Raw genomic sequence first — 25,944 nt, 5'->3', positions numbered from 1 at the left:
AGGTGATGGCGTGCTCGAAGGCAATAACTTCACACGCAACAAATTGAAACCCTATCGCTTGCTGGTTCCATTGCTGCCTTTCCTCGGCGGAGCAGCTTTGCTCATTGGGACGAATGAAGCCAATGCTGCTGGTTGGGAAAATGTAGTACTTAACAAACCAGCCACATCAAGCGGCTATAGTCAGCCATATGAACCCGGCAAAGCAGTCGACGGTTCCTATGAACCGACAAGTCGCTGGTATCAAGCAAGCAACGGTGAAAAATGGATTCAGGTAGATCTGAGAGACTGGTATATCGTAGATCGATATGGTGTAGCAGGTATGGGAATCCTTTATGGGTGGCAAGATCAACGTGATCCATATAGTTTCCGATTGCAAACGAGCAGTGACGGAAGTAATTGGGTGACTGTTGATGCCGTTCAGAATAATGGGAGCTCTAATTTTGAAAAGAGCATTGCTCCTGTAACTACACGGTACTTGCGATTATATATTGATCAAGGAAATGCGAGAAACAATCAATGGGCTTCCATCATGGAATTCGCAGCTTATGGGGAGCGATTACCCGTTCCACAGGCTCCGGGTCATTTTACAGGAACCAAAAATGGAAATACAGTGGAGTTAAGCTGGGATGCCGTTCCTTATGCAACTTCATACAAAGTCATACGAGATAGTGTAACGCTCTATACAGGTAACTTAACCCAATTCATAGACACTTCAGCATTGCCGCCAGGTGAAGCCCTTTACACTGTTCAGGCTGTAAATGCTAAGGGGGAGAGCACTCCCTCAGAGGTTAAAGTGAACATACTTACCGATGCCGAGAGAGTTGCACAGGCAAAAGCCGCTCTTGCTTTAGGCTTCGCACCTGGAGATACAGCTGATTTGGTATCCCAAAAGCTGACGCTGCCACTCGCTGGGTTGAATGATACGACAGTGGGCTGGAGTTCAGATACCCCTGATGTCATCACCAATGAGGGGACTGTCACACGCCCGCGCTACGATTCGGGTGATCGGAAAGTAAAGCTGACCGCGACGATTACAAAGGGAACCGCTTCGGATACCCAAACTTTTGAGGTTACCGTATTGAAGGTAGCCGCACAAGATACACTGGATCAGGCAGCAGATAGCCTGTCACTGGGCGATTTGTCTGCGGTGAAAGAAAATTTGTCTCTTCCTCTGTCCGGCTATGGTGGTGTCCAGATCGAATGGTCCTCTGCCAATCCACTTGTTATCGCACCAGATGGAACACTTAGCAGACCCTCCTATATTAATGGAAATACAGATGTTACCCTGACGGCTGTCCTGCATCTCGAAGGCTTAACGAAAACAAAGAATTTCACTGCACATGTGCTCAGTCTGCCGATGAACGATATTGAAGCCGTAAACGCAGCTTACACGGCACTTGATGTACCTGTAACCACCGTAACCGGGGACGTATATTTGCCGAAAGAAGGTTTGAACGGCGTTCAGGTGTCATGGACTTCGAATCACCCCGAGTTCCTGGATCACACCGGTCATGTCACGTTCCCGAGCTATGTACAGGGTGATCAGACTATTACGCTGGAAGCTGTTCTGGCAAGAGGCGGAGCGGAGCTTCGCAAAACATTTAGCCTGCTCGTGCCTTCACTGCCCGTAAGCGCTGATGAAGCTGTGAATTTGGCAGCAGATACTCTGAAACTGGATTACCCGCAGGGGATTAAGGATTCCATCACTCTGCCCAATGCAGGAGCATTTGACACACGTATTGATTGGTCCTCGGATCAACCGGACGTTCTCAGCAACACGGGTCAGGTGAATCGGCCGAAGTTTATAGACGGTGATGTAAATGTACAATTAATAGCAACTATATCCAAAGGCCCAACCTCTGTACAAAGAACATTCATAATCACAGTATTGAAGGCGTTACCGAATACACCCTATGTACGTTTGAACGGCAACAACCCGATCATTCTGGAAGCTGGCAGCACCTTCACCGATCCGGGAGCCAGCGTGCTGGACAGCGTATATGGTAATATTCTGGTATCGGATCTGTCAGGTATCGGCAACGTGGATACGAATGCGCCTAGTGTATATGTATTGAACTATGCTTATAGCGATCAATCTGGTTGGTCGGCTGAGCCAGCCGAACGTCACATAAACGTGCTCCCCCGTGCTATTGAAGCCGCAGCAGGCAATGACGCTACCGCCTCGGTGATCGTTACAGGCGCTTGGCCGGGCGCACGGCTTGAACTGTACAATGCCCAGCAGGAGCTGATTGCGCAAGGAACCGCTTCTGGAGAAGGGAAATATGTATTTACACCTGTTCCTGAAGGAGTCAGCTACTACGTGCTACAGATCGTGAATAGTATGGAAAGTGCTCCCTCCAGATTAGTGTATGCACAGGGATTAACCGCCCAACGTGTAGCCGATTCCATCACAAGCCTGGCAGCACCTGCCGCCAGTAATACCCTGCTCAAGCTGCCTGCTGTGCCCGAGGGCTTCCGCCTGACCATCAGCAGTAGTAGCCAGCCGGATATTATCCGTACAGATGGAGCTATCTTCCCGGCAGCAACCCAAACGACGGTTGCTGTAATACTGGAGGTCACCAAGGTAAGCGACGGTTCTCACGCCCTGACACAACAAATCGAAGTAACCGTTCCTGCTAAGGTCATTGTAGACACGGGCAATTCTAATAAAAAAGACCGAGACGAGGACTACAACAACTCTCTTATTCAACTGCAACCCGGATTTTCCGAACAGGGAAAAGCCATCATCTATACTCCTTCTGCGGCGTTTCTGGATGGACAAATCACTCAGGCCCGCATGGAAGGCAAGGCTTACGCAGATATACAACTAGAGCAGGAAAAGGATACCAGCCGTGTTGTTCTTCCCTATTCTTCGCTGAATAAATGGGATAAAGTCGGGGCCGCGGTCATATCCCAATATGGAACACTGATGCTATCCAGTGATGCCTTAACCCGTATGTTCTCGGGTCAGCAGGACGTTGCATTGTCATTCCAGCAGGCAGATGCACAGCGTACACAGCAGATCCGCGATTGGGCCGGACAACAACCCAATCTGAAGCTGATCGGTGCGTCTGTGGAAATCAAGGCTAACGTTACAGGCACATCGCATATCGTTCTGCCACTGGATGCCGAATCCATCCGTGAATTGCAGGGCAAGGAACCCCAGTTTTCTATTCTCGTTATTCATGACAATGGAGAGCAGGAGATTCTGAAAGGTACGGCAGTGAGGGATTCCAAAGGAAATCTGTCGGCTGTGGGTTTCGATACGACCCGGTTTAGTACCTTTGCGATTGCTGTCTCTACTGATACAAAGTCTCCATCCGATAATACAAACGCTCAGGACAGCACAACAAATTCAGCGGATTCGCAAGACACAGCTCCGGTATGGCCGGATGTCCAAGGCCATTGGGCGGCGAAGTCCCTGCAATCGCTGGCAGCCAAAGGCTGGATACAAGGCTACAAAGATGGCAACATGCGTCCAGAGCGTGCGGTAAGCCGCGCAGAATTTGTATCCATACTGACCCGAGCGTTGGGAACCACTGTACATGAGAGTGTGTCTACCTCATTTACAGATATGAATGGGCACTGGGCTGCATCAGCCGTGGATGCCGCTCATCGCCAGGGATGGATCGAAGGGTTAAATGCTCAGACATTCGGCCCCGATGAACGTCTTACCCGTGAACAGGCGATGGTGATCCTGTCACATGCGATAGCGGATAAGGCATCGGCTTCAGGCACGGCCAAATTGCAATCCTATAAGGATGAGCAGCAGATCGCTTCCTGGGCTTCCTCCGCCTTCGAAAAGGCTGTTTCCTCCAGTTGGATCAGCGGATATCCTGATGGAACGCTCAAACCAAAGGCAGCCATTAGCAGAGGCGAGATGGCTGAACTACTGGTACGTATTTTCAAATAAGACTGATTAAGTACCTAATGAATTTAGATATATTAGTGGAGTATAAGCAAAACAGCGCGGTTTCCGAGTTATTCGGAGACCGCGCTTTGTTTGTGAATGATATGGACTAACCTTGCGTATCAATTAAGATTTTAGATTGACGCTTGTCTGAAATTAAAAGCTCCAAACCATCCTCTACGATACGATCCAGCGTTATTTTTTGAGTAATGACCTTCTTAATATCCAGTCTGCCTGCCGCAATCATAGCAATGACTTCAGGGAAGATATGCCGATAGGCGATTGAGGTTCGAATGGATACTTCTTTGATCAGGATGCTGTTCACATCCAAAGTCACCGGTTTCGCGTATGCTGCGACAACGACCAATTGTCCTCCTTTTTTCAGCACCTCCAACCCGCTCGTAAACGTAGCCTGTACGCCTGCCGCTTCATAAGCAATATCAACCCCGTATTCATGCAAGGAGAGTATTTGGGCAGTCACATCTTCATTGGCACTGTTAATCACAACGGTTGCCCCTACCTCAAGAGCCTTCTCCAGTCTTTCCGAGGAAATATCCACGGCTATAATTTCCGCAGCACCCGCCGATTTGGCGGCAATAATCGTTAGAATACCGATGGGGCCGGCTCCAAAGACAACCACGCTATTCCCGATCTTCAACTGACTTTCCCGAACGGCATGAACTGCTACAGCAGTTGGCTCAATAAGGGCTCCTTCCTCAAGAGACACGGAGTCAGGAAGCTTATGCGCCTGATGCGCTTCAACCAGAGCGAACTCAGCAAAGCCTCCGTCACCTTGAAGACCTATAAATCCGAAATTATTTGCCAGGTTATACTTCCCTTGCTGTACATAATAATCATCCTGTGAGTACACAATCGGCTCAACCGCCACCCGATCTCCGGGCAAAAGATGGGCTACGCCTTCTCCCACCTCAGTAATCACTCCAGCAAATTCGTGCCCCAGCACCAGTGGAAGTCCGCGCTTGGTAAGAGGATGTGGTGTTTCAGATACACCTACCCCGTGATGATACGCATGGAGATCACTTCCACAAATTCCGGCCCATTCAACTTTGACCTTGACCTTGCCAGGCTGTATGCCAGGCTCTTGGACCTCTTCAACACGTACATCCTTGGTTCCATAAATTACGGCTGCTTTCATGATGTCACTCCTTTAAGCGCTTTCAAATTTTATGTCATTGTTATTTTACTCTTCTTGAGAAGTTAATTAAAATTAATTATAATTACTTTTAATTAAGTAACACTTATATGTGGGGTGAATGTTGTTTTGAACTTGGAACAATTAACTTATGTTGTAGAGGTCGATAAAGTAAAATCACTCTCCGAGGCAGCTCTACGTCTGCATGTGTCTCAATCAGCCATCAGTCAGGCCATAACCGCTCTCGAAAAAGAACTTGGACTCAAGCTGTTCAACCGTTCAAGATCCGGTACAACCTCCACGGAAGAAGGCCAGCTATTTATTAAGAAAGCTTTTGAAGCAACGAAAATCATTCAAGAAATGCTGCTGGAATCGGAAAATCGCAAGCACGCCTTAAGTGGTTTACTGCGTTTGGGCACTATGCCTGCGGAAATGGCGACACTGGTCAACGTTATTGTCTCACTAAAGAAGGAGCATCCGGAAGTTCACATTGAGATCACGGAGCAAGGCTCTCTAAAGACCCTTCAACTGGTGCGGCAAGGTAAAATTGATCTGGGCATGATTGCTCTACCCGAGGATTTACTACAGCAGGAGGCTCTACCCTTCGATACTCTCTACCAAGGCAAAATGATGGTTGTTGCCGGACGGAACTCTCCGCTGGCTTCACAGAAATCTATTCCCCCTGAGGAAATGAGAGCCTATTCCTTTGTTTTATATAAGGATGACTATATCGATATGTTTATCAGAGACTTTACCGAGCAGTTTGGTGAGGTGAATATTTTGTTCAAGACGAACTCGGATAGTGCAATTCAGAGCGCTATATTAGAAGGACTGGCTATTTCGATAGGTCACGATTATTCCTTTCAAAAGGCGACCATGGAGCGGGGCCAATCCGTCCATCTATTGGAAATTGAGCGCTTTGCGCAGCAGCCTGTTCATTTTGGTTGGATCAGATCGGCTAACAGCTCGCGTTCCGCAATTAACGAATATTTTATACAGCGTTACAAGTTGGAAGCCCGGTTTGGAAATACAGAAAATCGATATTAAAGCTTATGTACAAGCCTCCAATAATAATTCTTGTGTGGTGATTCACCCTTTTCGCTTCAGTAAATATATTGTTAATATCTGCGAAACGGGGCGATGATCCACCTGTCACCTCTACAGTAGGGAGAAATGTGAAGGAGGAGATATTTGAACATGAAACACAGAAAACCGTTCAGGTTCAGTGGTGCTTCAAAAAAAGACGAGGACTGCAAACCACCTAAAATTAGCAGAGAAACGGAAGAACTTCTCAAACTGATTAAGGAATTAGTCGCCATCATCCCGCTCGTTTTCGCAAACCCGTCTGTGGCTAATGTAACTTCATTGCAACAGATTTTACAGCGATTATTAGCTCTCGCAAATAAATTGAGACTTAGAGGCTCGGCTAAGACAGATTTATTAGCGGCGTTGGAACTGGCTATCGTGGCGTCGGAAGCCACTCTTTTCTCCCCGATCGGTGTTGGAACGACACTGCAACAACTGCTGGAAGTCTTATTGTCTATTATTTTGCAGGAACCCCTTGATCCTGCTCTTAAAGACAGTTTGATCAGTGCAATCAGAAATGCCGAAACGGCTATCAGTATTGCGTTGGGTGGCACGGCAGGAACCCCCGGTCCACAAGGGCCCGCTGGGCCTGCTGGTCCGGGCGGTGCTCCAGGACCTGTCGGTGGACCAGGGCCGGTGGGTGCGGCAGGACCAGCAGGTCCAGTTGGACCTGCTGGTCCTGTCGGACCTGTCGGGGCTGCCGGACCTGTTGGAGCCGCCGGACCTGTTGGAGCCGCCGGACCTATCGGCGCCGCTGGGCCAGTAGGCGCCGCCGGGGCTGCTGGAGCCACCGGGGCTACAGGAGCTACAGGCGCGGCAGGACCTGCCGGGGGGGCTACCGGGGCCACGGGCGCCGTTGGAGCCACAGGCGCTACGGGCGCAGCGGGGGTCGCTGGGGCTACAGGAACTACGGGCACGGCGGGCGCTGTCGGAGCTACCGGGGCCACGGGCACGGCGGGGGCCATTGGAGCTACCGGGGCCACAGGCACGGCGGGGGCCGTCGGAGCTACCGGGGCCACAGGCACGGCGGGCGCTGTCGGAGCTACCGGGGCCACGGGTACAGCAGGGGTTACTGGAGCCACCGGTTCGGGGGCAATCATTCCATTTGCTTCGGGTGGACCAGCAATTTTGACAACCATTGTCGGCGGGCTGGTTGGAACCACAAGTTTGATCGGCTTCGGAAGCTCGGCAACAGGCATTAGCCTTGTGGGTGGAACCATTGACCTGACAGGCACACTTGCAGGGCCACTGATTAACTTTGCTTTTTCTGTACCACGGGATGGCGTAATTACATCCATCGCTGGATATTTCAGTACAACAGCTGCGCTAACTCTCGTTGGATCAACCGCGACGATTACTGCCCAGTTGTTTAGTTCGACTACACCTGATAACACCTTTACAGCGGTCCCTGGGGCTACCGTTACATTAGCTCCACCACTGACTGGCATCATTGCCTTGGGTACCATTTCCAATGGCATCACTACCGGATTGGCTATACCAGTAACCGCGCAGACTCGTCTGCTCCTTGTCTTCTCTGCAACAGCTACGGGACTCTCCCTCGTAAACACCGTCGTGGGTTATGCGAGCGCAGGCATTACCATCACCTGATCCAAGACGAAAAGGGCTCAGCAGGACTTGTTCCTGCCGAGCCCTTTTCTTATTTGCATTAAAGTGATATTTTCACTTCTTCTCCATCTTCCCGAATGGTGAATGTTTTAATTTGTCCGTGATCAGGCTCTTGAACGATACCCGTCTCCAAATCAATCTTCCAATCACATAGCGGGTCATAAATGTAATGACCGGATACCATCGCTTCGGTAAGCGGCCCCCCTTTAGGATGCGGGCTGGAATTTTCAACAGCGTAAAGCTTGTTCTCCGAAGTGCGGAAAACTGCGATTTCGTTATCATCCAACCGGATCGTCCGCCCAATTCTATTTGGAAAATCCTTACTGTGACCGACGATAAGCCACTCAGCATGTTTGATCATTCGCTTGATTGCTCCCTTCTCCAGGCATGATTTAAATACATTCACACAACAGACGGTGTAACTACTTCAAATAAATTTTTGCGCGAATCGGCATCGTTGATGATCTTTCTCCATGGGTCTTCAACCTGTTGCAGTGCAAATTCGATCCGTTCTATTAAAGCTTTGCGATGATCTACATCGTGAACGACAGCCTTCCGAATCTCTTCAAGGCCGGTCCGTTCCACCCATTCCGAAGTACGCTCCAGATATTGGCCTGTTTCCCGGTACAGTTGCATCACGCTTCCCACAATCTCAATCAGTTCATCGTCCGTTTTCACTTTGCAGAGCGAATCAGCCAACCGCGCTTTTATACCACCGTTTCCACCGATAAAAATCTCCCAGCCTCCATCATTGCCCACAATCCCGATATCCTTTGTACATGATTCCGCACAGTTGCGCGGACATCCGTTGACCGCTAATTTAAATTTTGCCGGAAAATCCAATCTTTCAAATTTCCGTTCCAGCAATTCTCCCATTCCCATAGAATCCTGTGTACCAAAACGGCAAAATTGTGATCCAACACAGGTTTTAACTGTACGAAGGGATTTGGCATAGGCATATCCCGACGGCATATCGAGTTCTTCCCACACTTTAGGCAAATCCTCTTTACGGACACCAATCAAATCCAGCCGCTGTCCTCCTGTTACTTTAACTACTTTAACGTTGTATTTAAGAGAAACATCAGCTATTTTCTTCAAATCCTCCGGAGTTGTTACACCACCGTACATTCTTGGCACAACTGTAAATGTTCCATCCTTTTGAATATTCGCGTGCAGTCGCTCGTTCACAAACCGGGAATCTTCCTCATTTTCATAGGTATCCGGGTTAATCATTCCCAAATAATAATTCAGCGCCGGGCGGCATTTGGAGCATCCTTCATCATTCTGCCAACCTAGTACATTCATAACTTCACGTGTCGTTGTAAGCCCCTTGGTTTTGATAGCAGCAACAATTTCATCCCGGCTCCATGTTGTGCAGCCACATATTCCTTGCTTGGCAGCCGTCTTGAAGCTGTCTCCAAGAACATACTGGAGAATTTGTTCAACGACCGGCTTGCACCCTCCGCAGGACCGCGTTGCCCCGGTACATGCCTTAATTTCGTCGACTGTGGTCAATCCATTTTCGTGGACCGCATCAACAATCGCCTTTTTAGTCACACCGTTGCAGCCGCAGACAATTTCGTCATCAGCCATCGTTTCAGCGGATAAGGTTTTAGCCCCGTCTTTACTGCATCCGGTACCCATGAGTTGTCCATATATCTCATCTGTCATCAACGTTTGCTGCCGCACATATTTTTGAAGGCTGGCGGATTCGCTCACATCTCCGAACAGTACAGTTCCGACAATCCTGTTTTCATGAAGCAGTATTTTTTTGTAAGTGCGCTTCCACTCATCCTTGGCTACAATCACCGTATGCTCAGAAGCAGTTATGAATTCACCAGCCGAGAAAACATCCACTCCTGAAATTTTGAGCTTGGTGGAAACCACCGATCCCATATAGCCTTCGGTATCCGCACCTGCCAAATGTTTGGCAATTACACTTCCCTGTTCGAACAGCGGAGCAACCAGGCCGTAACAGATCCCGCGGTGTTCAACACACTCCCCTACAGCATATACATCCGGCATGGAGGTCCTCATCCAATCATCGACCACAATTCCACGGTTCGTTTCCATACCACTTTGCACAGCCACCTGAATATTAGGCTTAATCCCAACGGCCATAACGACCAAATCCGCTGCCAGTTCGCTTCCGTCCGAAAACCGCAGTCCCTGTACCCGATCTTGACCGTACACCTCTGCAGTTTGCATTTGCATAGCAAACTTGATCCCCTGACGTTCTAGTTCTGCCCTCAGCATCGTAGAAGCTTCCGGGTCCAGCTGACGCTCCATCAGATCCTCCATCAAATGAATGACCGTTACGTCCATGCCGAGATTGACCAAGCCTTTAGCCGCTTCCAGTCCCAACAGCCCTCCACCAATGACTGCTGCCTTTTTATAAGTTTTCGCCGCCTCAAGCATTGCCGAGCAATCGGCGATATCTCGAAAACCGATGACGCCTGGTAACTCTTTTCCCGGAATAGGCAAGATAAACGATTGAGAGCCAGTAGCCACCAAAGCTACATCGTAATCAATTTCAAGTCCGTCCTCAGTGTGAATCCTCTTTCTTTCTCCGTCGATGCTTCGCACCGTTTTCCCAGTATATAAAGTAATACCTTGGTCCTCGTACCATTGCAAATCGTTCAGAATGATGTCCTCAATGGTTTTACTCCCTTCCAAAACATAAGAGAGCATGATCCTGTTATAGTTCGGATGGGGCTCATTTCCAAGGACCGTAATTTCATATTTATCCGTTAATTTTAGAATTTGTTCGACCGTATTGATACCAGCCATCCCGTTCCCTATAACAACAAGCTTCTGTTTACTGTTTGCCATATGCCGGTTCCTCCATTCATTCGACGACATTGCCTGCGTTCTTATGAATATTGCTTATGCTTCTATTCTAATGTCGGGAGTTGCGTTATGTGTGATTACAATCACAATATAATTAAAACCTTAAATGTTGAGGGATTTCCCTATTCGGATTCAAGGGATTAAGGTAAGAAACTGAAATTGAAATTGAAATTGAGTTATTATGATGATTTTTGAAAAGTGGATGCTCCTATTTGACTCTTCTCAATATTTGATTTAAAATTCAATTAAATGATACAAAAAACTATCAATTAATAATATATGATATCAAATAAATAAGGAGTTCCCATGAAGAAAGACATGACAACGATCAAGCAAGTGAGGCTTAACAGCCTTTTGGATGTAGCTACCATGCTACTTATTGAAAAGCCAAACGCCTCCATGAATGAGATTGCTGATTATGCAGGAATTGGTATTGCCACATTGCATCGATATGTTGAAAGCAGAGAGCAACTGATGATTTATCTGGGATTTCGGGCCATCGAAGTCGTAAGTGAAACCATGAAAGGGATTTCCTTGGACGAGGAAAACTATGAAAATTACATTCCAGAGTTGATTGAGACACTTATTCCGTTAGGAGACAAAATTTATTTTCTTGCTCATGATGCATCCGTCAACTTCAACAAGGAAATTGAAGGAGCGGATCAGAAGCTAAGGGAACCCATCCTGCATGTGATTGAAATATTGCAACAAAAGGGTTATTTTCACCCGCATGTCGATAAAGATTGGATCATGAATGTCCTCTACTCGCTGCTATTCCTAACATGGCAGCAAGTAAGGAACGGCAATATTGCGAAAAATTCTGCGGCGGCACTGGTTGTAAATACTTTTTACCATGGATTCAAAGCAACTGATTACTGATCACACTGGATTATGAAGAGGCGAACCACGCGAGGAGGAATCTACATGTTAATTCAAAACGTATTGGGGAGTATTGCGATTTCCAAAGATGCTATTTCTAAAATCATTGGCAAGACAGCAACGGCAACAATGGGAATTGCATCGATGTCAACAGGAGTCGTCGAAGGAATCACTAACAAGTTAAGTGGGAAAAGCCTGCAAAATGGCATTGAGCTTCATGTGACAGAATCAGGACTGGATGTCGATTTAAGCATTGTCGTTCATTACGGGACAAGAATGTACGATGTAGGCAGAGAATTACAGAAGAATGTTCGGGAAGCCATTGAGAAATATACGGGCCTATCCATTGGCATGATAAACGTCAAAGTACAAGGGATATCCCTATCCGTTAAATAATCGACAAAGAAACCGTCCTCTGGAAGAATGGAACTACCATTCAACATGCTCCGGAAGCGGTTTCTTTGCTTAATGAATTATTGACTTTGACTCAAATTGATGAAATATTCAGCAGCTTGCCGTGCAGCCCGGGATGAACCCCGACCGCGATTTTTTCCGTCTGTGTACTATGAACCATAAGAAATTTGTTTTTCTTCGTAAGCAATGGATTCCCCCGGCTGCTTTCTCCAGATACAAGCGGCATATTAGTTCCTTCCGGGAGAAGCACTATTGTCAAATACCCTTCACTGTCAACTTTGCAAGGAGCATAATGAAGTGTCGTAGAATATAGCTCGACCACCGTGTTTTTGGGTTGGAAAAAAGCCTGAACATTTCCGCTGCCAAAGGAATTATTTTCAATGTCCTGCACTCTGCCGACAAGGTGAATACAGTCCGTCGCGGCAATCACCACCTCGCTGCCCTGATGATATTCCAGCCCGGTCAGGCCCGTATTCTGCCCTGTGCAAAAGCCAGCCTGAATCGGGAGTTGGCCGTATACCTCATCTTGAATCTGACGAATTACGCCAAAGGCTTCGAGTTCTGCCACCGAGGGTACATAATGATTTCCCTGATTGGGAACGCTAGTGGTTTCTTTTGCATACTTGGTGAGCTCTGCGGTATTAAAATGAGTCAGCAGCCTCCCATACGTACGGAACGCTTTACTCATTACCTCATAAATGACCAAAGGTGCATTGACTTGATTTAGTCTTTCAATAGTCTTCATAGCTTGACCTCCAGCAATGAATCTCCCGTGTGTACTCGGTTATTTCCCAGCATCTTAACATCCGAGTATTCAGCTGTATTGGTCACAATAATCGGTGTAGTAATGTCATAGCCCAGAGCTTTAATTTCCTCAATATCGAACTCGACCAGCAATTGACCTTTGGTTACCCGATCACCCTCAGCGATATGCGTTTTAAAATGTAGTCCTTTCAATTTGACGGTGTCCATGCCGATGTGAACCAGAATCTCTGTTCCTCCATCCGACACAATGCCAATCGCATGGCCTGTACGGAAGGCATTAGCTATCGTTCCGTTGAATGGCGAGAGCAGCTTGCCCTCCTCAGGTACAATAGCAACGCCTTTACCCATGGCTCCCGTGGAGAACACTTCATCAGATATCTCGGATAACGGTTTGACGACACCTGTCAGCGGGCTGGAAATGGTCTCATTCGTCAGCACAGGAGCTGGTTCAGTTTCTTTTTTCTCTTCATGGACTGCAACCATTTCTTTTTCCATGGAATCATTAAATCCAAAGAAATATGTGGTAATGGCTGTGAATACATAAGCTACCGTAATAGCAATTACGAATCCGGCGAATCCTGTACCGAAGAAAATCGGCAGGGATGCCAAGCCCGGGATACCTGGAGCAATGGCCACGGAACCCGAAGCACCCGTGATCGCCCCGGCGATAGCACCACCGATAATAGCCCATACGAATGGTTTTTTGTAGCGAATACTAATCCCGTAGATGATCGGTTCCGTGATGCCGAACAAACCGGTTATTGCCGCAGGGCCTGCAATCGCTTTAACTTTTGGATTTCTAGTTTTAAGGAATACACCCAGTGCCGCACCTGCTTGTGCAAAGTTAGAAGGTGCCATTAATGGTTTCATGGTATCATAACCGTATACCGCAATGTTATTGTACATAATAGGCACAAACGCCCAGTGAAGACCCATAACTACCAGCAGCTGCCACCCAGCACCCAAAATGATTCCTGCTACAATCGGACTCAAATTATATAAGAAAGTGTAACCCTTAGCCAGTCCCAAGCTCGCATATATTCCAATCGGTCCAACCGCGATCAGAGTCAAGGGAACAATGACCATAAGACAGATAAGTGGCGTTATAAAGTTTTTCACGCTATCATGAATAACTCTATTCAGGAATTTCTCCAGAATGGATAGTAACCAAACCGCGATAATCACTGGAATAACCGAAGAAGTATAACTCATAAGAACAACAGGAATATTGAAGAACGTAATATCCGCTTTATCGTTATACAAAGTAATAATATTCGGGTATACCAGAGCTCCCGCTAATGCAAGCGCTACAAATGTATTCGCTCCAAACTTTCTCGAAGAAGTGACTGCAATCGCCAGCGGCAGGAAATAAAAGATACTGTCTGCAGCAGCGAACCAGATCGAATAGACACCACCTGTTTTGGTGAGCCATCCCAACGAGGCAAGCATTAATAAAAGCCCTTTCAAGATCCCGGAAGCTGCTAGTGCCCCCAAAAATGGTGTGAAAATACCGGAAATAATGTCCACCGTTTTGTTGAACCAGTTGCCTTCAGGAGCAGCGGCTGCATCCGATTTGTCGTCATCTCCAATGCTGCTGATCTTTAAAATTTCTTTATATACGTCGCCTACCGTATTTCCAATGACCACTTGATATTGTCCACCGTTTTCAACAACTGTAATAACTCCGGGAATATTTTGTGTCTGGTTCTTGTCGGCCTGATCCTTGTTTTTTAATTTAAATCTCAACCGAGTGGCACAATGCACCAAGCTAGAGACATTTCCTTCTCCGCCAACGGACGCTAAAATGTCTTTTGCCAGTTTTTCATTGGACATGCTGCTCGCTCCTTTAATCCTCATTTGGCATATTTCTATGAAAGTAAACGTTTACATAAATGGTAGTAATCCAAAGACTCTACGCGCACTCCAAGGAGTACAAAAAGAATATAGAGTCTTTAAATTACACGGGTCAATCGTTACCGGCTTCTCCCTACCATTCTCTTGATTGTATGTCTGCGTCCTTTAATGGATAGTGCAAGCTGGTATACGTTCTCAGGAAGAGGTGTTCCGGCATAACCACCATCTCCAATAGCATGGATATCCGCCCCCGTCTGCTTCATCATGAGTGCGATTAAGGCAATCGTTTGAACATCTGCCCCTTCAACCGAACTGTTCAGGAAAGAAAGAGCAAGAGTTCCGGGTTTATACGAATGGACAAACTCTACACACTGTCTGACATGCTCTACTGTAATGCCATGTCTGGAGCCAGGTGCAGGCAACGTAATAACATCAGCACCAGAATCGATCAAATCCTTGATAATATCATTGGAAGGTCGCTTGCTCAGCGGATCGCCCAGCACCTTCTCGATGGTGCCGTCTTCCCATTTTCCGGCGCAGATTAAGATTCTATCCCCTAGCGTTTCTTTTGCCAGCTTGGTAGCCTCAATGATTCGTTCAAAGGTTGTACCTGCAGAAGGGTTTCCTCCAAGTACGATAAAATCGGCTCCGATCTCCAAGGCACGCAGGAAGTTCTCTCTGGAAGCGACTCTGCCTTCTTTTGCCTCTACATATTGCTCTCCCGCAACCTGTGCATCAGGGCTTGGACACTCAAAATAAATACCAAGCGGAACTCCAGCCCATTCCTTGATTTGCTTCAGGCTGTACGGCTTCTCAGCCAGCTTACCATGCTTCATTTCACGCAATCCGATATTGGATTCTTCCTTGATCATATCAAAGCCGTTCAGCATAACCATATCTGCGCCGTAGGCAGCCTGGATTTCTGCATTAGTGACACCATCAACCAAACCGGTGTTTATCATTACAAGATGTTGTCCCATAATGACGCGTCCTTCTGAAGCCAGGATGGACTCTTTCAAATCTGCTGCATTAAATTTCATAATGTCACTCTTTGTGCTCGCGATTAATCTTTTAGCCATTGTAATCTCCTCCATATCATTTATGTTTTATAAGCAGTTGTTGATCAGCACAAATGCTGTTCCTCGATGTCGGATATCATCTTGATGCGGTCGCCATGGCGCCCTCCTTCAAACTCAGCCTCCAGCCATGATTTCACAATCATTTTCGCCAATTCGCTTCCGACGACACGCGCACCAAATGCAAGAACATTCGTATTGTTGTGCTGCTTGGACAACTGTGCCGAATAAGGCTCACTGCATACCACAGCCCGAATTCCCTTCACTTTGTTGGCCGAGATGGATATCCCCACACCTGTGCCACAAATCAGGATACCTGCGTCAGCCTGCTTTCCGACTACAGCCTCGGCAACAAGCTTCCCATACTTCGGATAGTCGGTTCTTTCCGAATTTTCCGGCCCGTAGTCAATGACCTCATGACCCAGTTCATTAACATAAGCCGAAATAATCGCTTTAAGCTCTACAGCCACATGGTCGCTCCCAATGGCAATTTTCATGGCTCTATTCCTCCCCAAATTAGATATTTTTTAATCTGTTAATGATGGTTTTGTAGGGTTCATCTTTGCCGAACAGAGTGGATGTCCCCAAAACAAATCCTTCAACGCCGTAGCTTGCCAGTTCGTTGATCTTCTCTTCGGAGATCGCACCGTCTACCACGATTGTATAATTCAGTCCTTTTTCAAGCTTGTATGCGTGTAGTGCTATGATCTTGTCGTTCACGAAGGATAAATATTTTTGACCCGCAAAGCCGGGATTTACGGTCATGACCAACACATAATCGATCATGCCAAGCAAAGGTTCAACCGCAGCAAGGGCGGTTCCCGGATTAAGAGCGATCCCTGCCTTTTTTCCCTTGCCAACTATTCGGTCAATTGTGCGTGTCGGGTGCATATCAGCCTCCGGATGAAAATAAATGATGTCCGCACCCTTATCAGCAAACAAATCAATATAGGCGGAAGGGTTGTCGATCATCAAATGTACATCTACTGTTTTTTGGGTTTGCTTACGGATATACTCCAAATCCTGAAGCCCCATTCCGAAATTAGGAACAAATCTACCATCCATAATATCAATGTGATAAATATCCACATTCGCTTCTTCCAGTGCGTTTACTTCATGCTCCAATGACCTGAAATTAGCGCACATCATGGAAGGACATAATAGCATACTCATTAATACTCACCCTTTTCAAGAAATTGAGTAAACGATTACTCAAACGTCATAATATATTTTACAATTTCCACAAAACTCATTAGATTGTTTTTTATGCCCTTTGGTAACGAGAAAAATAGTTGAGATAACGTTTACTCATTGAAAATAATAGCAACAGTTATGGATTGAAATCCATCAGCGTTGCTTTCTTTCACGTATTATTGATTTCTGTACTCGTTTGAGTAAACGATTACATTCGACGTAATTAAAGTATCATTTAATGATACTGTTGTCAAACATTTTTTTGTCGGATCTTGCACGGGAAAAGAATAACGTGGTAGAACCATCTTACACTATGTGAGATAGAACATACCTTACGTTACCTCTCCCGTGGCTAATCCAAGATGTTATCTGAACACGAAATCAGGTGGTACTGCGTTGTATCAAGCGTACCGGGACGGAATAATGCTGCTCCTGTTCCAGCCTTTCTCCACTCAGCATACGAAGCAGCGTATTGCAGGCTTGATCTGCAAGTGTTTCTTTATCCTGTTCAATTGTAGTCAACGGTGGATTGCAGTATTGGGAAATTGTATCATTATCAAAACCTACTATTTTGACTTCACCGGGAACCTGTACTCCGTGTTTCTGTAACGCCAGCAATCCGCCCAGAGCTAGCCAGTCATTGGTAGCAAAAATGCCGTCAAACCGGAGTTTTTTTTCCAAGACGCGCTCAATAGCAGCCTGTGCGGCTTCCAAAGTAGGCCCATCATTACGAACTGCAACCAAGCGGTCCTCAGATGGAGATAGTCCATGCTTTTGCAGAGCATCTTTGTAGCCGTGTAGACGTTCATTAACAGAGGAAAGATTGTTTTGCTTGGTCAGCAGTAAAATATCCTTGCAGCCTTTGTTAATCAGCTCCTCTGTCGCCAGAAATCCACCCTCATAATGATTGGACTCGATAAAAGCTACATTCGTATTAATCTTCGGCCGACGGTCAATGCATACAATGGGAATGGGCCGTTTAAGCAATTCTGCGGAAAGCTCCTCCTGTCCCGAAATACAGATCAGGCCATCTACCATTTTCCCATCCAAAGTTTTCAGATATTCTCGTTCCTTCTCCGCATCTTTGGCAGTATTACATATAATGGTAGAGTAGCCTTGTTTGAAAAAGAAGCTCTCCGTTTTTTGTACAATGACCGAAAAAAATTCATTATTAATATCCGGCACTAAAACGCCAATCGTCTGCGATTTACTCATCCGCAGGCTTTTGGCGATACTATTGGTCTCGTATTGATACTTTTGGATGACTTCATTAACCTTCTGTCGTGTTTCCTCAGAGAAGCGACCATTCTCGTTAATAACACGGGAAACCGTTGCTACAGAAACCCCGCTCAATCTGGCAATATCTTTTATTGACACCTGATTTTTTTTCATATTATTTCCCTCAAATAGTTATTTTGAGTAATCGTTTTCCTGATTGGAGATTAACATAGTCTTACTATTAATGTCAACTGACGAAGTAGCGTAGAACGAGGTTTCCGCAAAGTATGAGGAGATAGCAAGTCATCAGACAGTTTAATGAGTAAATAAATCCTTTACAAGGAATACTTTATGGACAACCTGCTATTCTACGGGGAAATGAAATGAATTGAATCGTTTGGGGGGGTTATCATCATGTGGTCTAAAATAGTACCTTATATTCCAAGCTGGGTTACATTATTTCAGGCCGGCCTCGCGTTGATTTTTCCATTATTGATTTATTATATAAACACCTCGATATATTCACTTGTAGGCAGTAAGGGAGCGAATTCCAAACAACCTGCTGACCGCCCTAAGGATGACAAAGACCACGCTGATCAGCAGCAGGAACCAGGCTCCAAAATTACGGGGGATTATGATGCCGACTTGAAATCCATCCAAGAGGCGATAGGCGAGAATAGTGATGTGCATTTTCGTGAGTTTATGGTGAAGAAATTTCATGCACGGTCCGTGTTAATCTTTATAGAAGGTATGCAGGATGAGGAACTTATAAACAAGCAGGTATTGCAGGTATTGATGTTTGAGGGCCAACAGGAGCAGCCGGAACGTATAAGTAAATCTTTTATAAAAGAAAGCTTGATGCCACTTACGCAAATTAGTGAAGTTGCAGATATGGAGAATCTGCACGAATTAACCCTTTTAGGCCATACCGTATTAATAATTGAAGGAATGAAGGAAGCACTCCTGGTCGGGTCCCCTAACGGTTCTGTTCGATCAGTGAATGAACCGACCTCTGAAGCATTACTTCGGGGTCCCAGAATCGGCTTTACGGAAGTATTAAGTGAAAACACTTCGATGCTTAGACGCCAAGGCTTAAATAAAAGTCTGGAAATAAAGAAATTCCAGGTTGGAAGCAGAATCAAAAAAGATCTGGTTATCGCGTACATCAAGGATATTGTGAATCCGGAGCTCCTTCAAGAAGTGAACCACAGAATTTCAAAAATAGACATGGATTTTTTACCTGAATCCGGTTATGTGGAACAACTTATTGAAGACAATTATTTAAGTCCATTCCAGCAGGCTCACAACACTGAGCGCCCCGACCGTGTCATGAGTGCTTTGTTGGAAGGAAGAGTAGCTATTCTGCTTGATGGTACCCCCTTTGCGCTCATTGTTCCGGTAACCTTCAGTATGCTGCTTCAATCTCCCGAGGACTATTATGAGCGCTGGATTCCAGGGACACTTTTACGTGTGTTACGATTTTGCGGAGCCTTTATAGCGCTTATGGGTCCTGCTTTATATATCTCTTTTATATCTTTTCATCCCGGTTTGATTCCGACCAAGCTGGTCATTAGTATCATTGAAACCCGTCAAGGTGTCCCTTTTCCATCTGTCATAGAAGTTATGATTCTGGAAATCTCTATCGAAATCCTGCGAGAAGCCGGCATACGATTGCCTAAACCCATTGGCCCTGCGATGGGCATTGTGGGAGGCTTGGTCATCGGCGACGCTGCTGTAAATGCGGGCATTGTTAGCCCTTTTCTTGTGATTGTGGTTTCGGTCACTGCCATTTCTTCGTTTTCGATACCGTCATATAGTGCGGGTATTACCTTGCGTCTTTTGCGTTTCGCCGGAATGCTCTTTGCAGCCATTCTGGGCATGTTCGGTACGGTTTTATTCTTTCTGCTAATTTGTATCCATATGACGAAACTGAAGAGCTTTGGGGTACCGTATATTACTCCCTTCTCCCCTATTCGTCTAAACGACTGGAAGGATCTGTTTATTCGAGCTCCTTTGACTCTGATGAAGCGAAGACCCGTGATGATGAAAACTCAGCAAAACAAGCGCAGATCATAGTACCCGGAGGAAGGAGGAATTATAGTGTTTACACGCTCTGATGATAAGATCACAACCAAACAGGCGGCAGTATTCCTGACCAATACGGTATTGGGCGCAGGGATTTTGACACTACCGAGAGGTGTAACTGAAACAGTAAAGACTCCTGATGCATGGCTTTCTGTCCTGATCGGCGGATGTATTGTCATATTGGTGGTCTTGCTAATGGTGAAATTAAGCCAGCAGTTTCCCGGAAGCACCGTGTATCAATACTCCAGAAAAATCGTGGGTATCATTCCGGGAGGATTTTTAAGTCTGTTATTAATTATATATTATCTAATCATCGCCGGCTTTGAGATTCGCGTTTTAGCTGAAGTGACGATATATTTTCTGCTTGAAGGGACACCCATATGGGCGATTGTGATTCCATTCATCTGGGTGGGAAGTTATCTGGTTTTTGGAGGCATTAATGCCATCGCGCGATTATACCAGATTGTACTCCCGATCAGTCTCTTCTTTCTGCTCCTCTGTTTTGTCCTTAGCCTAAGGGTCTTTGAAATTGACCATCTGCGTCCCGTTTTAAGTGAAGGTATGCTTCCAGTAATTAAGGGGCTAAAGTCGACTGTCCTTGTTTTCACTGGTTGTGAGGTGATCATGACACTGGTCGCGTTCCTGCAGCACCCTGAAAAAGCAGTCAAGGCCATGGTAGTGGGAATCAGCATCCCTTGGGTTTTGTACTTTTTGACAGTCGTTATGGTGGTCGGCGGGTTATCTGTGGACTCTACTGTGACAAGTACCTGGCCCACCTTTAATTTAATGCGCAGTTTTGAAATCCCGGGATTTCTTTTTGAACGCCTTGAATTTCCGCTGCTGGTGATCTGGATGATGCAAATGTTTTGTAATTTTTGCAGTTTTTTCTTCAATGCATCCTTAGGTATCTCACAGGTGTTTGGCCTTAAATATCGTTATGCAATATTTGGCCTAATCCCGGTTATCTTTATCTCCACAATGACTCCTGTACGTATGACTGAAGTGTTTAGTCTCGGCGATGCAATCGGGTACATGGGAATCATTTTATTTTTTCTGGTTCCGGTACTTCTTTCAATCGTATTTATGATCAGGAAGAAGGGAATGAAGCAAAATGTATAGACGACATATCCTATCTTTGCTGCTTGCCTTCATTCTTCTGGTAACTCAAGTTGGTTGTTGGAGCAGCAAAGAAGTGGAGGAACTAAGCATATATACAGGACTGGCTCTGGACAAGGGTGAACTCAGTCCATTGGAACAAGATCTGGAGAAGGAAGGCAGCAGTTACTTCAAGAAAAATAAAATTACTGCCAGCGTGCAAATCGTCCCTAAAAAAACTTTTGGGGGCGCAGGTAAACAAGGCGGTGGACAAGGACCAAACTATATAAATATCGCTGGCACCGGGGATTCTGTACTTGAAATCTTCCGGCAATTCTCCCTCCGCCTGGATCGTCCGATTATTGGTCAACATCTAAAGGTCATCGTGGTTTCCACCGAACTGGCGAAACAACAGACGATCCAGCAATTGATGGATTTTGTGCTTCGTGATAATGATATTCGCCCAAGCTGCATGGTTTTCTTAAGTAAGGAACGAGCAGCTAACACATTAGTTACAAAATATAAGGAGGAGGTCCCGTCCTTTCATCTTTTGTATATGCTTCGTAACCATTTTAGAACCAGCAAGATGATGAGAGGAACTAATTTATCTGAACTGGATGGGTTGATGCATTCCAAAAAAAGCTATATTTTGCAAAACATTTTAGAATCCCAGGGAGAATTTGAATTTTCAGGTGCTGGCATTATTAAGGGAGACACTGGCCACTGGATCGGCAATTTGGGGCAACAAGACGTGGAAAGTATTGCATGGATTAAAGATGATGTTGAGGGTGGAGCTATCAAAATATACGATGAGCGGAATCAACCTATAACTTATGAGATCAAATCGGTAAATAGCAAAATAACAACTAAGGTGACCGAGGGAAACGACATCTCCTTTCATGTCAAGATTGAATCCAAAGGGCGTTTAATTGAAGACTGGGATGAGGAAATGGACCCGACTAAGACACAAAACATGAAAAAGGCTGAGAAAGAGTTTGAAAAAGAAGTAACAAGAAGGATTAAAACTCTTATGCACAAGCTACAATCGGAATATAAAGTGGATGTTGCGGGTTTTGGCGAGCGCTTATATATTGAGCAACCTCAAGCGTGGAAAAAAGTAAAGAATGATTGGGATTATAAATTCAGTCAAATACCAGTAACTTTCGATGTTAAGTTATCCATTACGGATTTAGGTTCATCTGCTGAATAAACCCTCCCTTGATTAAAACTGTTTATGCATCTCCATAATATTAGTCACACCAACCTTTATTCAAGGTGAGAATTAATGAATAAATCGCCTAAACAAACTAACAAATAAATAACAATGTTAGTATTATATCTAATAAACATTATAAAATCACTTAATTATACGCTTTAATTATATATAAATTGTAATAAATACATTAAAATCTCAATATTTATAAACTAACTAATAAAATATACTGAATAACAAAAATTTCAATACTATAATAACAAATAATAACTCAGCTATTTTTGAAAGCGCTTAATAATGTGTTTAACTTACTACTATACATAGACCTACATACTCATTACACCTGTGTAGCAGGGAGTTGAATAATATATTTAAGGAGGGCTAAAAATGAAAGTGTTGTTAAGAAAAATATTGTTATCTGCATTAGTCGGTCTACTCATCATGATAGGATTAGGAGGGTTCTTCTCGAAGGCACAAGCTGCTTCAGGATTTTATGTAAGCGGTACCAAATTGTATGACTCTACAGGTAAGCCATTTGTTATGCGAGGCGTCAATCATGGTCACTCTTGGTTCAAAAACGACCTTTCTACAGCCATCCCTGCAATTGCCAATACAGGAGCCAATACAGTTCGGGTTGTACTTTCTAACGGAAGCCAATATACCAAGGATGATATTAATTCCGTCAAAAATATGATCTCTCTTATCTCAAATCATAAAATGATTGCTGTACTTGAAGTTCATGACGCTACAGGCAAAGACGATTATGCGTCTTTGGATGCGGCTGTGAATTACTGGATTAGCATAAAAGATGCTTTGATCGGCAGGGAAGACAGAGTTATCGTAAACATTGCTAACGAATGGTATGGAACGTGGAATGGAAGCGGTTGGGCTGATGGGTACAAGCAAGCCATTCCCAAGCTCAGAAACGCAGGAATCAAAAATACGCTAATCGTCGATTGTGCCGGATGGGGACAATATCCTCAGTCTATCACGGACTATGGTACATCTGTTTTTGCAGCTGATACATTGAAGAATACAGTATTCTCCATCCATATGTATGAGTTCGCTGGTAAAGATGCTCAAACTGTACGCACCAATATTGATAACGTTCTGAATAAAGGACTTCCACTGATTATTGGTGAATTTGGCGGTTACCATCAGGGAGCGGATGTCGATGAGACAGAAATCATGAGATACGGCCAATCCAAAGGTATAGGCTGGTTAGCCTGGTCCTGGTATGGTAACAATTCCGACCTTTCCTATCTTGATCTTGTAACAGGACCTAATGGCAGTCTGACTGATTGGGGTAAAACTGTAGTTAACGGAGCCAATGGGATCAAAGAAACATCGAAAAAAGCGGGTATCTTTTAAAAACACACAACCTAAAATGAAGACCTTATATCATAATAGCCGCTCCTGAATTTTTTCAGAAGCGGCTACACGCTTAATTCAAATTGATTTTAAATACATCCCCTGCATTGCCACCCAAAACGATTAAGCCACCTTGGGGCAGAACAACCGAATTGTTGTGGCTGGCAGTTGAAAAATCTACAACTGCTCCTTTTTCATCATAGACAGCAAACCCTCCGCTTGTTGGAACATCAACCGTCATCGTTTTATTGGCTGAGTTTTTATCTATTTTAAACCATGTGGCTTGGCCATTAGACGGTATGGTGTACACTGATTTCCCGCCCGGGATGGGTTTAACAGTATCTTCACTGATATAGGACTGTCCATCTATAGTTAAATACTCTGAACCATCCTTGGTATTAAAATTCAGGTCAAATGCATCTCTTCCACTCATAACAGGAATCTCAACGGCATTAACTGCTTTATTCTCATCCACAATTTTAGTACCACTTGCGTATCCATCATGATCAACGGATATTTTTTTCGTTATAAATGATGAGGACAGATAGAATATGGAAGAAATCTTTTCATCCAAAGCATAATAATTTTTTCCGTTTCTATGTTCCCATGCCTTTTTAACTGTAGTATTTAGAGGATTGGCATCCAGCTTTTGATATTCATAAACCACCATAACCATTTGCCCTAATCCCGAAAAGTTTAAATATATGTTAGCCTTAATATATGTTTTCCCGTTTTTTTGTTTGTCAAAACTTACGGCTACACTGCCATCACTGCTTTTGAATCGTCCATCGCCTGTATACACATATTTTTGCGCCGGGACGAATCCCTCCAGAGCAGGTAAATCAAACTCACCGTTTTTAATCTCTACATTGATGGTTGTACCCACAGAACCGTATAATCCCGAATAAGAAAGTAAATCAGATGGCATTTCCACTTTTACAGGCGGCTCAAATGTTTTATCTGGTATGATGTCTTTTATGATGCCCTTATCTTTTAAAAGCTCCAATAAAACGTTAGAAGCAAAAATGCTATCCAGGATGGAAGACCCTCCAGATGAAAGCACAGCCATAGAAATTTGATGCTCAGGTAGGGTGATCAAAGCAGAGTGATACAAAACAGTATCCCCACCCTTGGATAGCGCAGTTATTCCGTAATCACTAAACGGTGCCAACTGAACCGCATCCCAGCCAAGCCCATAATTAAAGCTGTTTGTCTCTTCAGGTACCCATATTCCTTTTCGATATTCATGGCTTTGCATGGACTGTGCTGATTGTGCAGATAAAATATCGGTTCTGTTCCCCGTTAATACTTCTGAAAACATAGCCAACTCTTCTGCGGTGGAGTATAAGCCTCCTGTTCCAAGCACATTGGCATTTTCAACGGGTAAGGCTCCCTCAATCGCAGGAAAATAAGTTTTGGACAGCTTTTGTCTGTCAAACTGATCGAGTGGTGTTTTCGTAGAGTTCAAACCCAAAGGGGCGCTAATATGCTTTGTCAGGAATTCGGTATAACTTAGACCACTCACCCGTTCAACCAATATTTCAAGCAATTGAAAACTATCATTACTATATACAGAATATTCGCCGGGGTTGGATTTTAAAGTTTCTGATCGTAATCTCAGTAATAGCTCATCATGATTTTCTGTATCATTGTCATTAAACAACATACTATTTGTATAGTGGGCACCGTAAAGACCTGATGAATGATTCAACAGCATACGCGGTGTAATTTGTTTGTATCTTTCATCAGACATTTTAAAGTCCTTAATGTACGTTGTTAACGGCTGATCAATATCTACCTTATGGGCATCCACCAGCATCATCGTTGCAGCAGATACATACATTTTGCTGATAGAGCCGATACCGAACATCGTATCTTTGGTGATCGGCTCGTTGGTTGCTTTATTCTTTACACCCACGCTATCCGATAATACGATGTTTCCATGGTCCATAATGGCATACTGCACACCGCTAACACCGTATTTGGACACTAGTTCTGAAGCCAGATTGCGAGCCTTTTCCTTGATAGGTTCAGGATTGCCTTGAGCAAAAGCATTCGTCATCGGCAGTACAAAAAGCATAGCCGAAATGAACACAGCTATTATTTTCTTCATTCCATATTTCCTCCTCTTATGACTTCCCAGATTTTATTACTG

Annotated in this window: 19 protein-coding genes; 9 read left to right on the top strand and 10 right to left on the bottom strand. The window is 44.9% G+C overall.

The genetic code is table 11. The features are described from left to right. Positions 1-10 precede the first annotated feature (10 nt). Positions 11-3,913, top strand: coding sequence for an immunoglobulin-like domain-containing protein (locus ABIA61_RS20210; protein ID WP_404581177.1), 3,903 nt, complete (start codon positions 11-13; stop codon positions 3,911-3,913). A gap of 106 nt (positions 3,914-4,019) precedes the next feature. On the opposite strand, the gene ABIA61_RS20205 is transcribed toward ABIA61_RS20210, so the two are convergent. Then, positions 4,020-5,066: a 2,3-butanediol dehydrogenase gene (locus ABIA61_RS20205; RefSeq protein ID WP_283654553.1), complete on the bottom strand. Its 1,047-nt coding sequence runs from the start codon at positions 5,064-5,066 to the stop codon at positions 4,020-4,022. A gap of 126 nt (positions 5,067-5,192) precedes the next feature. Between ABIA61_RS20205 and ABIA61_RS20200 the strand changes: the two genes are divergently transcribed. Together ABIA61_RS20200 and ABIA61_RS20195 are read left to right on the top strand one after the other, a co-directional pair. Continuing rightward, positions 5,193-6,110, top strand: coding sequence for a LysR family transcriptional regulator (locus ABIA61_RS20200; protein WP_404519733.1), 918 nt, complete (start codon positions 5,193-5,195; stop codon positions 6,108-6,110). A gap of 150 nt (positions 6,111-6,260) precedes the next feature. After that, positions 6,261-7,757, top strand: coding sequence for an exosporium glycoprotein BclB-related protein (locus tag ABIA61_RS20195; protein WP_404581176.1), 1,497 nt, complete (start codon positions 6,261-6,263; stop codon positions 7,755-7,757). A gap of 58 nt (positions 7,758-7,815) precedes the next feature. Here the strand turns inward: ABIA61_RS20195 and nirD are convergent, their stop codons facing one another. Further along, positions 7,816-8,136 (bottom strand): nitrite reductase small subunit NirD, encoded by a 321-nt coding sequence (gene nirD, locus ABIA61_RS20190; protein WP_404581175.1) that lies wholly within the window; start codon positions 8,134-8,136, stop codon positions 7,816-7,818. A 41-nt stretch (positions 8,137-8,177) separates the two neighbouring features. Further along, complete coding sequence (nirB, locus tag ABIA61_RS20185; RefSeq protein WP_404581174.1) at positions 8,178-10,607, bottom strand: nitrite reductase large subunit NirB; 2,430 nt, start codon at positions 10,605-10,607, stop codon at positions 8,178-8,180. Between the two features lie 324 nt (positions 10,608-10,931). Between nirB and ABIA61_RS20180 the strand changes: the two genes are divergently transcribed. Next, positions 10,932-11,504, top strand: a complete 573-nt coding sequence (locus ABIA61_RS20180; RefSeq protein ID WP_283654548.1) for a TetR/AcrR family transcriptional regulator — start codon at positions 10,932-10,934, stop codon at positions 11,502-11,504. Between the two features lie 45 nt (positions 11,505-11,549). Beyond that, positions 11,550-11,900 carry an Asp23/Gls24 family envelope stress response protein gene (locus tag ABIA61_RS20175; RefSeq protein ID WP_404581173.1) on the top strand — a complete coding sequence of 117 codons (351 nt, stop codon included), beginning with the start codon at positions 11,550-11,552 and terminating at the stop codon, positions 11,898-11,900. Positions 11,901-11,991: 91 nt separating this feature from the next. On the opposite strand, the gene ABIA61_RS20170 is transcribed toward ABIA61_RS20175, so the two are convergent. From ABIA61_RS20170 to ABIA61_RS20145, 6 genes are all read right to left on the bottom strand, one after another. Further along, positions 11,992-12,663, bottom strand: a complete 672-nt coding sequence (locus tag ABIA61_RS20170) for a DUF4867 family protein (RefSeq protein ID WP_404581172.1) — start codon at positions 12,661-12,663, stop codon at positions 11,992-11,994. Continuing rightward, the gene (locus ABIA61_RS20165; protein ID WP_283654545.1) at positions 12,660-14,516 is read right to left on the bottom strand and encodes a beta-glucoside-specific PTS transporter subunit IIABC; all 1,857 of its coding nucleotides are present in this window, start codon (positions 14,514-14,516) and stop codon (positions 12,660-12,662) included. Before ABIA61_RS20165 ends, ABIA61_RS20170 begins: the two co-directional genes overlap by 4 nt. 140 nt (positions 14,517-14,656) lie before the next feature. After that, positions 14,657-15,616 (bottom strand): DUF7916 family protein, encoded by a 960-nt coding sequence (locus ABIA61_RS20160; RefSeq protein ID WP_283654544.1) that lies wholly within the window; start codon positions 15,614-15,616, stop codon positions 14,657-14,659. 44 nt (positions 15,617-15,660) lie between these two features. Next, complete coding sequence (rpiB, locus tag ABIA61_RS20155) at positions 15,661-16,110, bottom strand: ribose 5-phosphate isomerase B (RefSeq protein WP_283654543.1); 450 nt, start codon at positions 16,108-16,110, stop codon at positions 15,661-15,663. 19 nt (positions 16,111-16,129) lie between these two features. Beyond that, on the bottom strand, positions 16,130-16,786 hold the full coding sequence (gene rpe, locus ABIA61_RS20150; protein WP_283654542.1) for a ribulose-phosphate 3-epimerase: 657 nt from the start codon (positions 16,784-16,786) through the stop codon (positions 16,130-16,132). Positions 16,787-17,188: 402 nt separating this feature from the next. Then, entirely contained in the window at positions 17,189-18,199 is a 1,011-nt protein-coding gene (locus tag ABIA61_RS20145; protein ID WP_404581171.1) for a LacI family DNA-binding transcriptional regulator, read from the bottom strand. 240 nt (positions 18,200-18,439) lie between these two features. Here ABIA61_RS20145 and ABIA61_RS20140 point away from each other — a divergent pair, with 240 nt between their 5' ends. The 4 genes from ABIA61_RS20140 to ABIA61_RS20125 all read left to right on the top strand — a co-directional run bounded on the left by ABIA61_RS20140 (position 18,440) and on the right by ABIA61_RS20125 (position 23,789). Next, positions 18,440-20,101: a spore germination protein gene (locus ABIA61_RS20140; protein WP_404581170.1), complete on the top strand. Its 1,662-nt coding sequence runs from the start codon at positions 18,440-18,442 to the stop codon at positions 20,099-20,101. A gap of 24 nt (positions 20,102-20,125) precedes the next feature. Next, the gene (locus ABIA61_RS20135) at positions 20,126-21,229 is read left to right on the top strand and encodes a GerAB/ArcD/ProY family transporter (RefSeq protein WP_283654539.1); all 1,104 of its coding nucleotides are present in this window, start codon (positions 20,126-20,128) and stop codon (positions 21,227-21,229) included. Continuing rightward, positions 21,222-22,415, top strand: a complete 1,194-nt coding sequence (locus ABIA61_RS20130; protein WP_283654538.1) for a Ger(x)C family spore germination protein — start codon at positions 21,222-21,224, stop codon at positions 22,413-22,415. Before ABIA61_RS20135 ends, ABIA61_RS20130 begins: the two co-directional genes overlap by 8 nt. A gap of 390 nt (positions 22,416-22,805) precedes the next feature. Next, entirely contained in the window at positions 22,806-23,789 is a 984-nt protein-coding gene (locus ABIA61_RS20125; protein ID WP_283654537.1) for a glycoside hydrolase family 5 protein, read from the top strand. A gap of 73 nt (positions 23,790-23,862) precedes the next feature. On the opposite strand, the gene ABIA61_RS20120 is transcribed toward ABIA61_RS20125, so the two are convergent. After that, complete coding sequence (locus ABIA61_RS20120; protein ID WP_404581169.1) at positions 23,863-25,902, bottom strand: serine hydrolase domain-containing protein; 2,040 nt, start codon at positions 25,900-25,902, stop codon at positions 23,863-23,865. Positions 25,903-25,944: the final 42 nt, after the last annotated feature.

Origin of the sequence: Paenibacillus sp. RC21 (assembly GCF_044907935.1) — a bacterium.
GTDB classification, from domain to species: Bacteria; Bacillota; Bacilli; order Paenibacillales; family Paenibacillaceae; genus Paenibacillus; species Paenibacillus terrae_A.
Note: the sequence above shows the minus strand (reverse complement) of the source record. Positions and strands in the feature narration are given on the sequence as shown.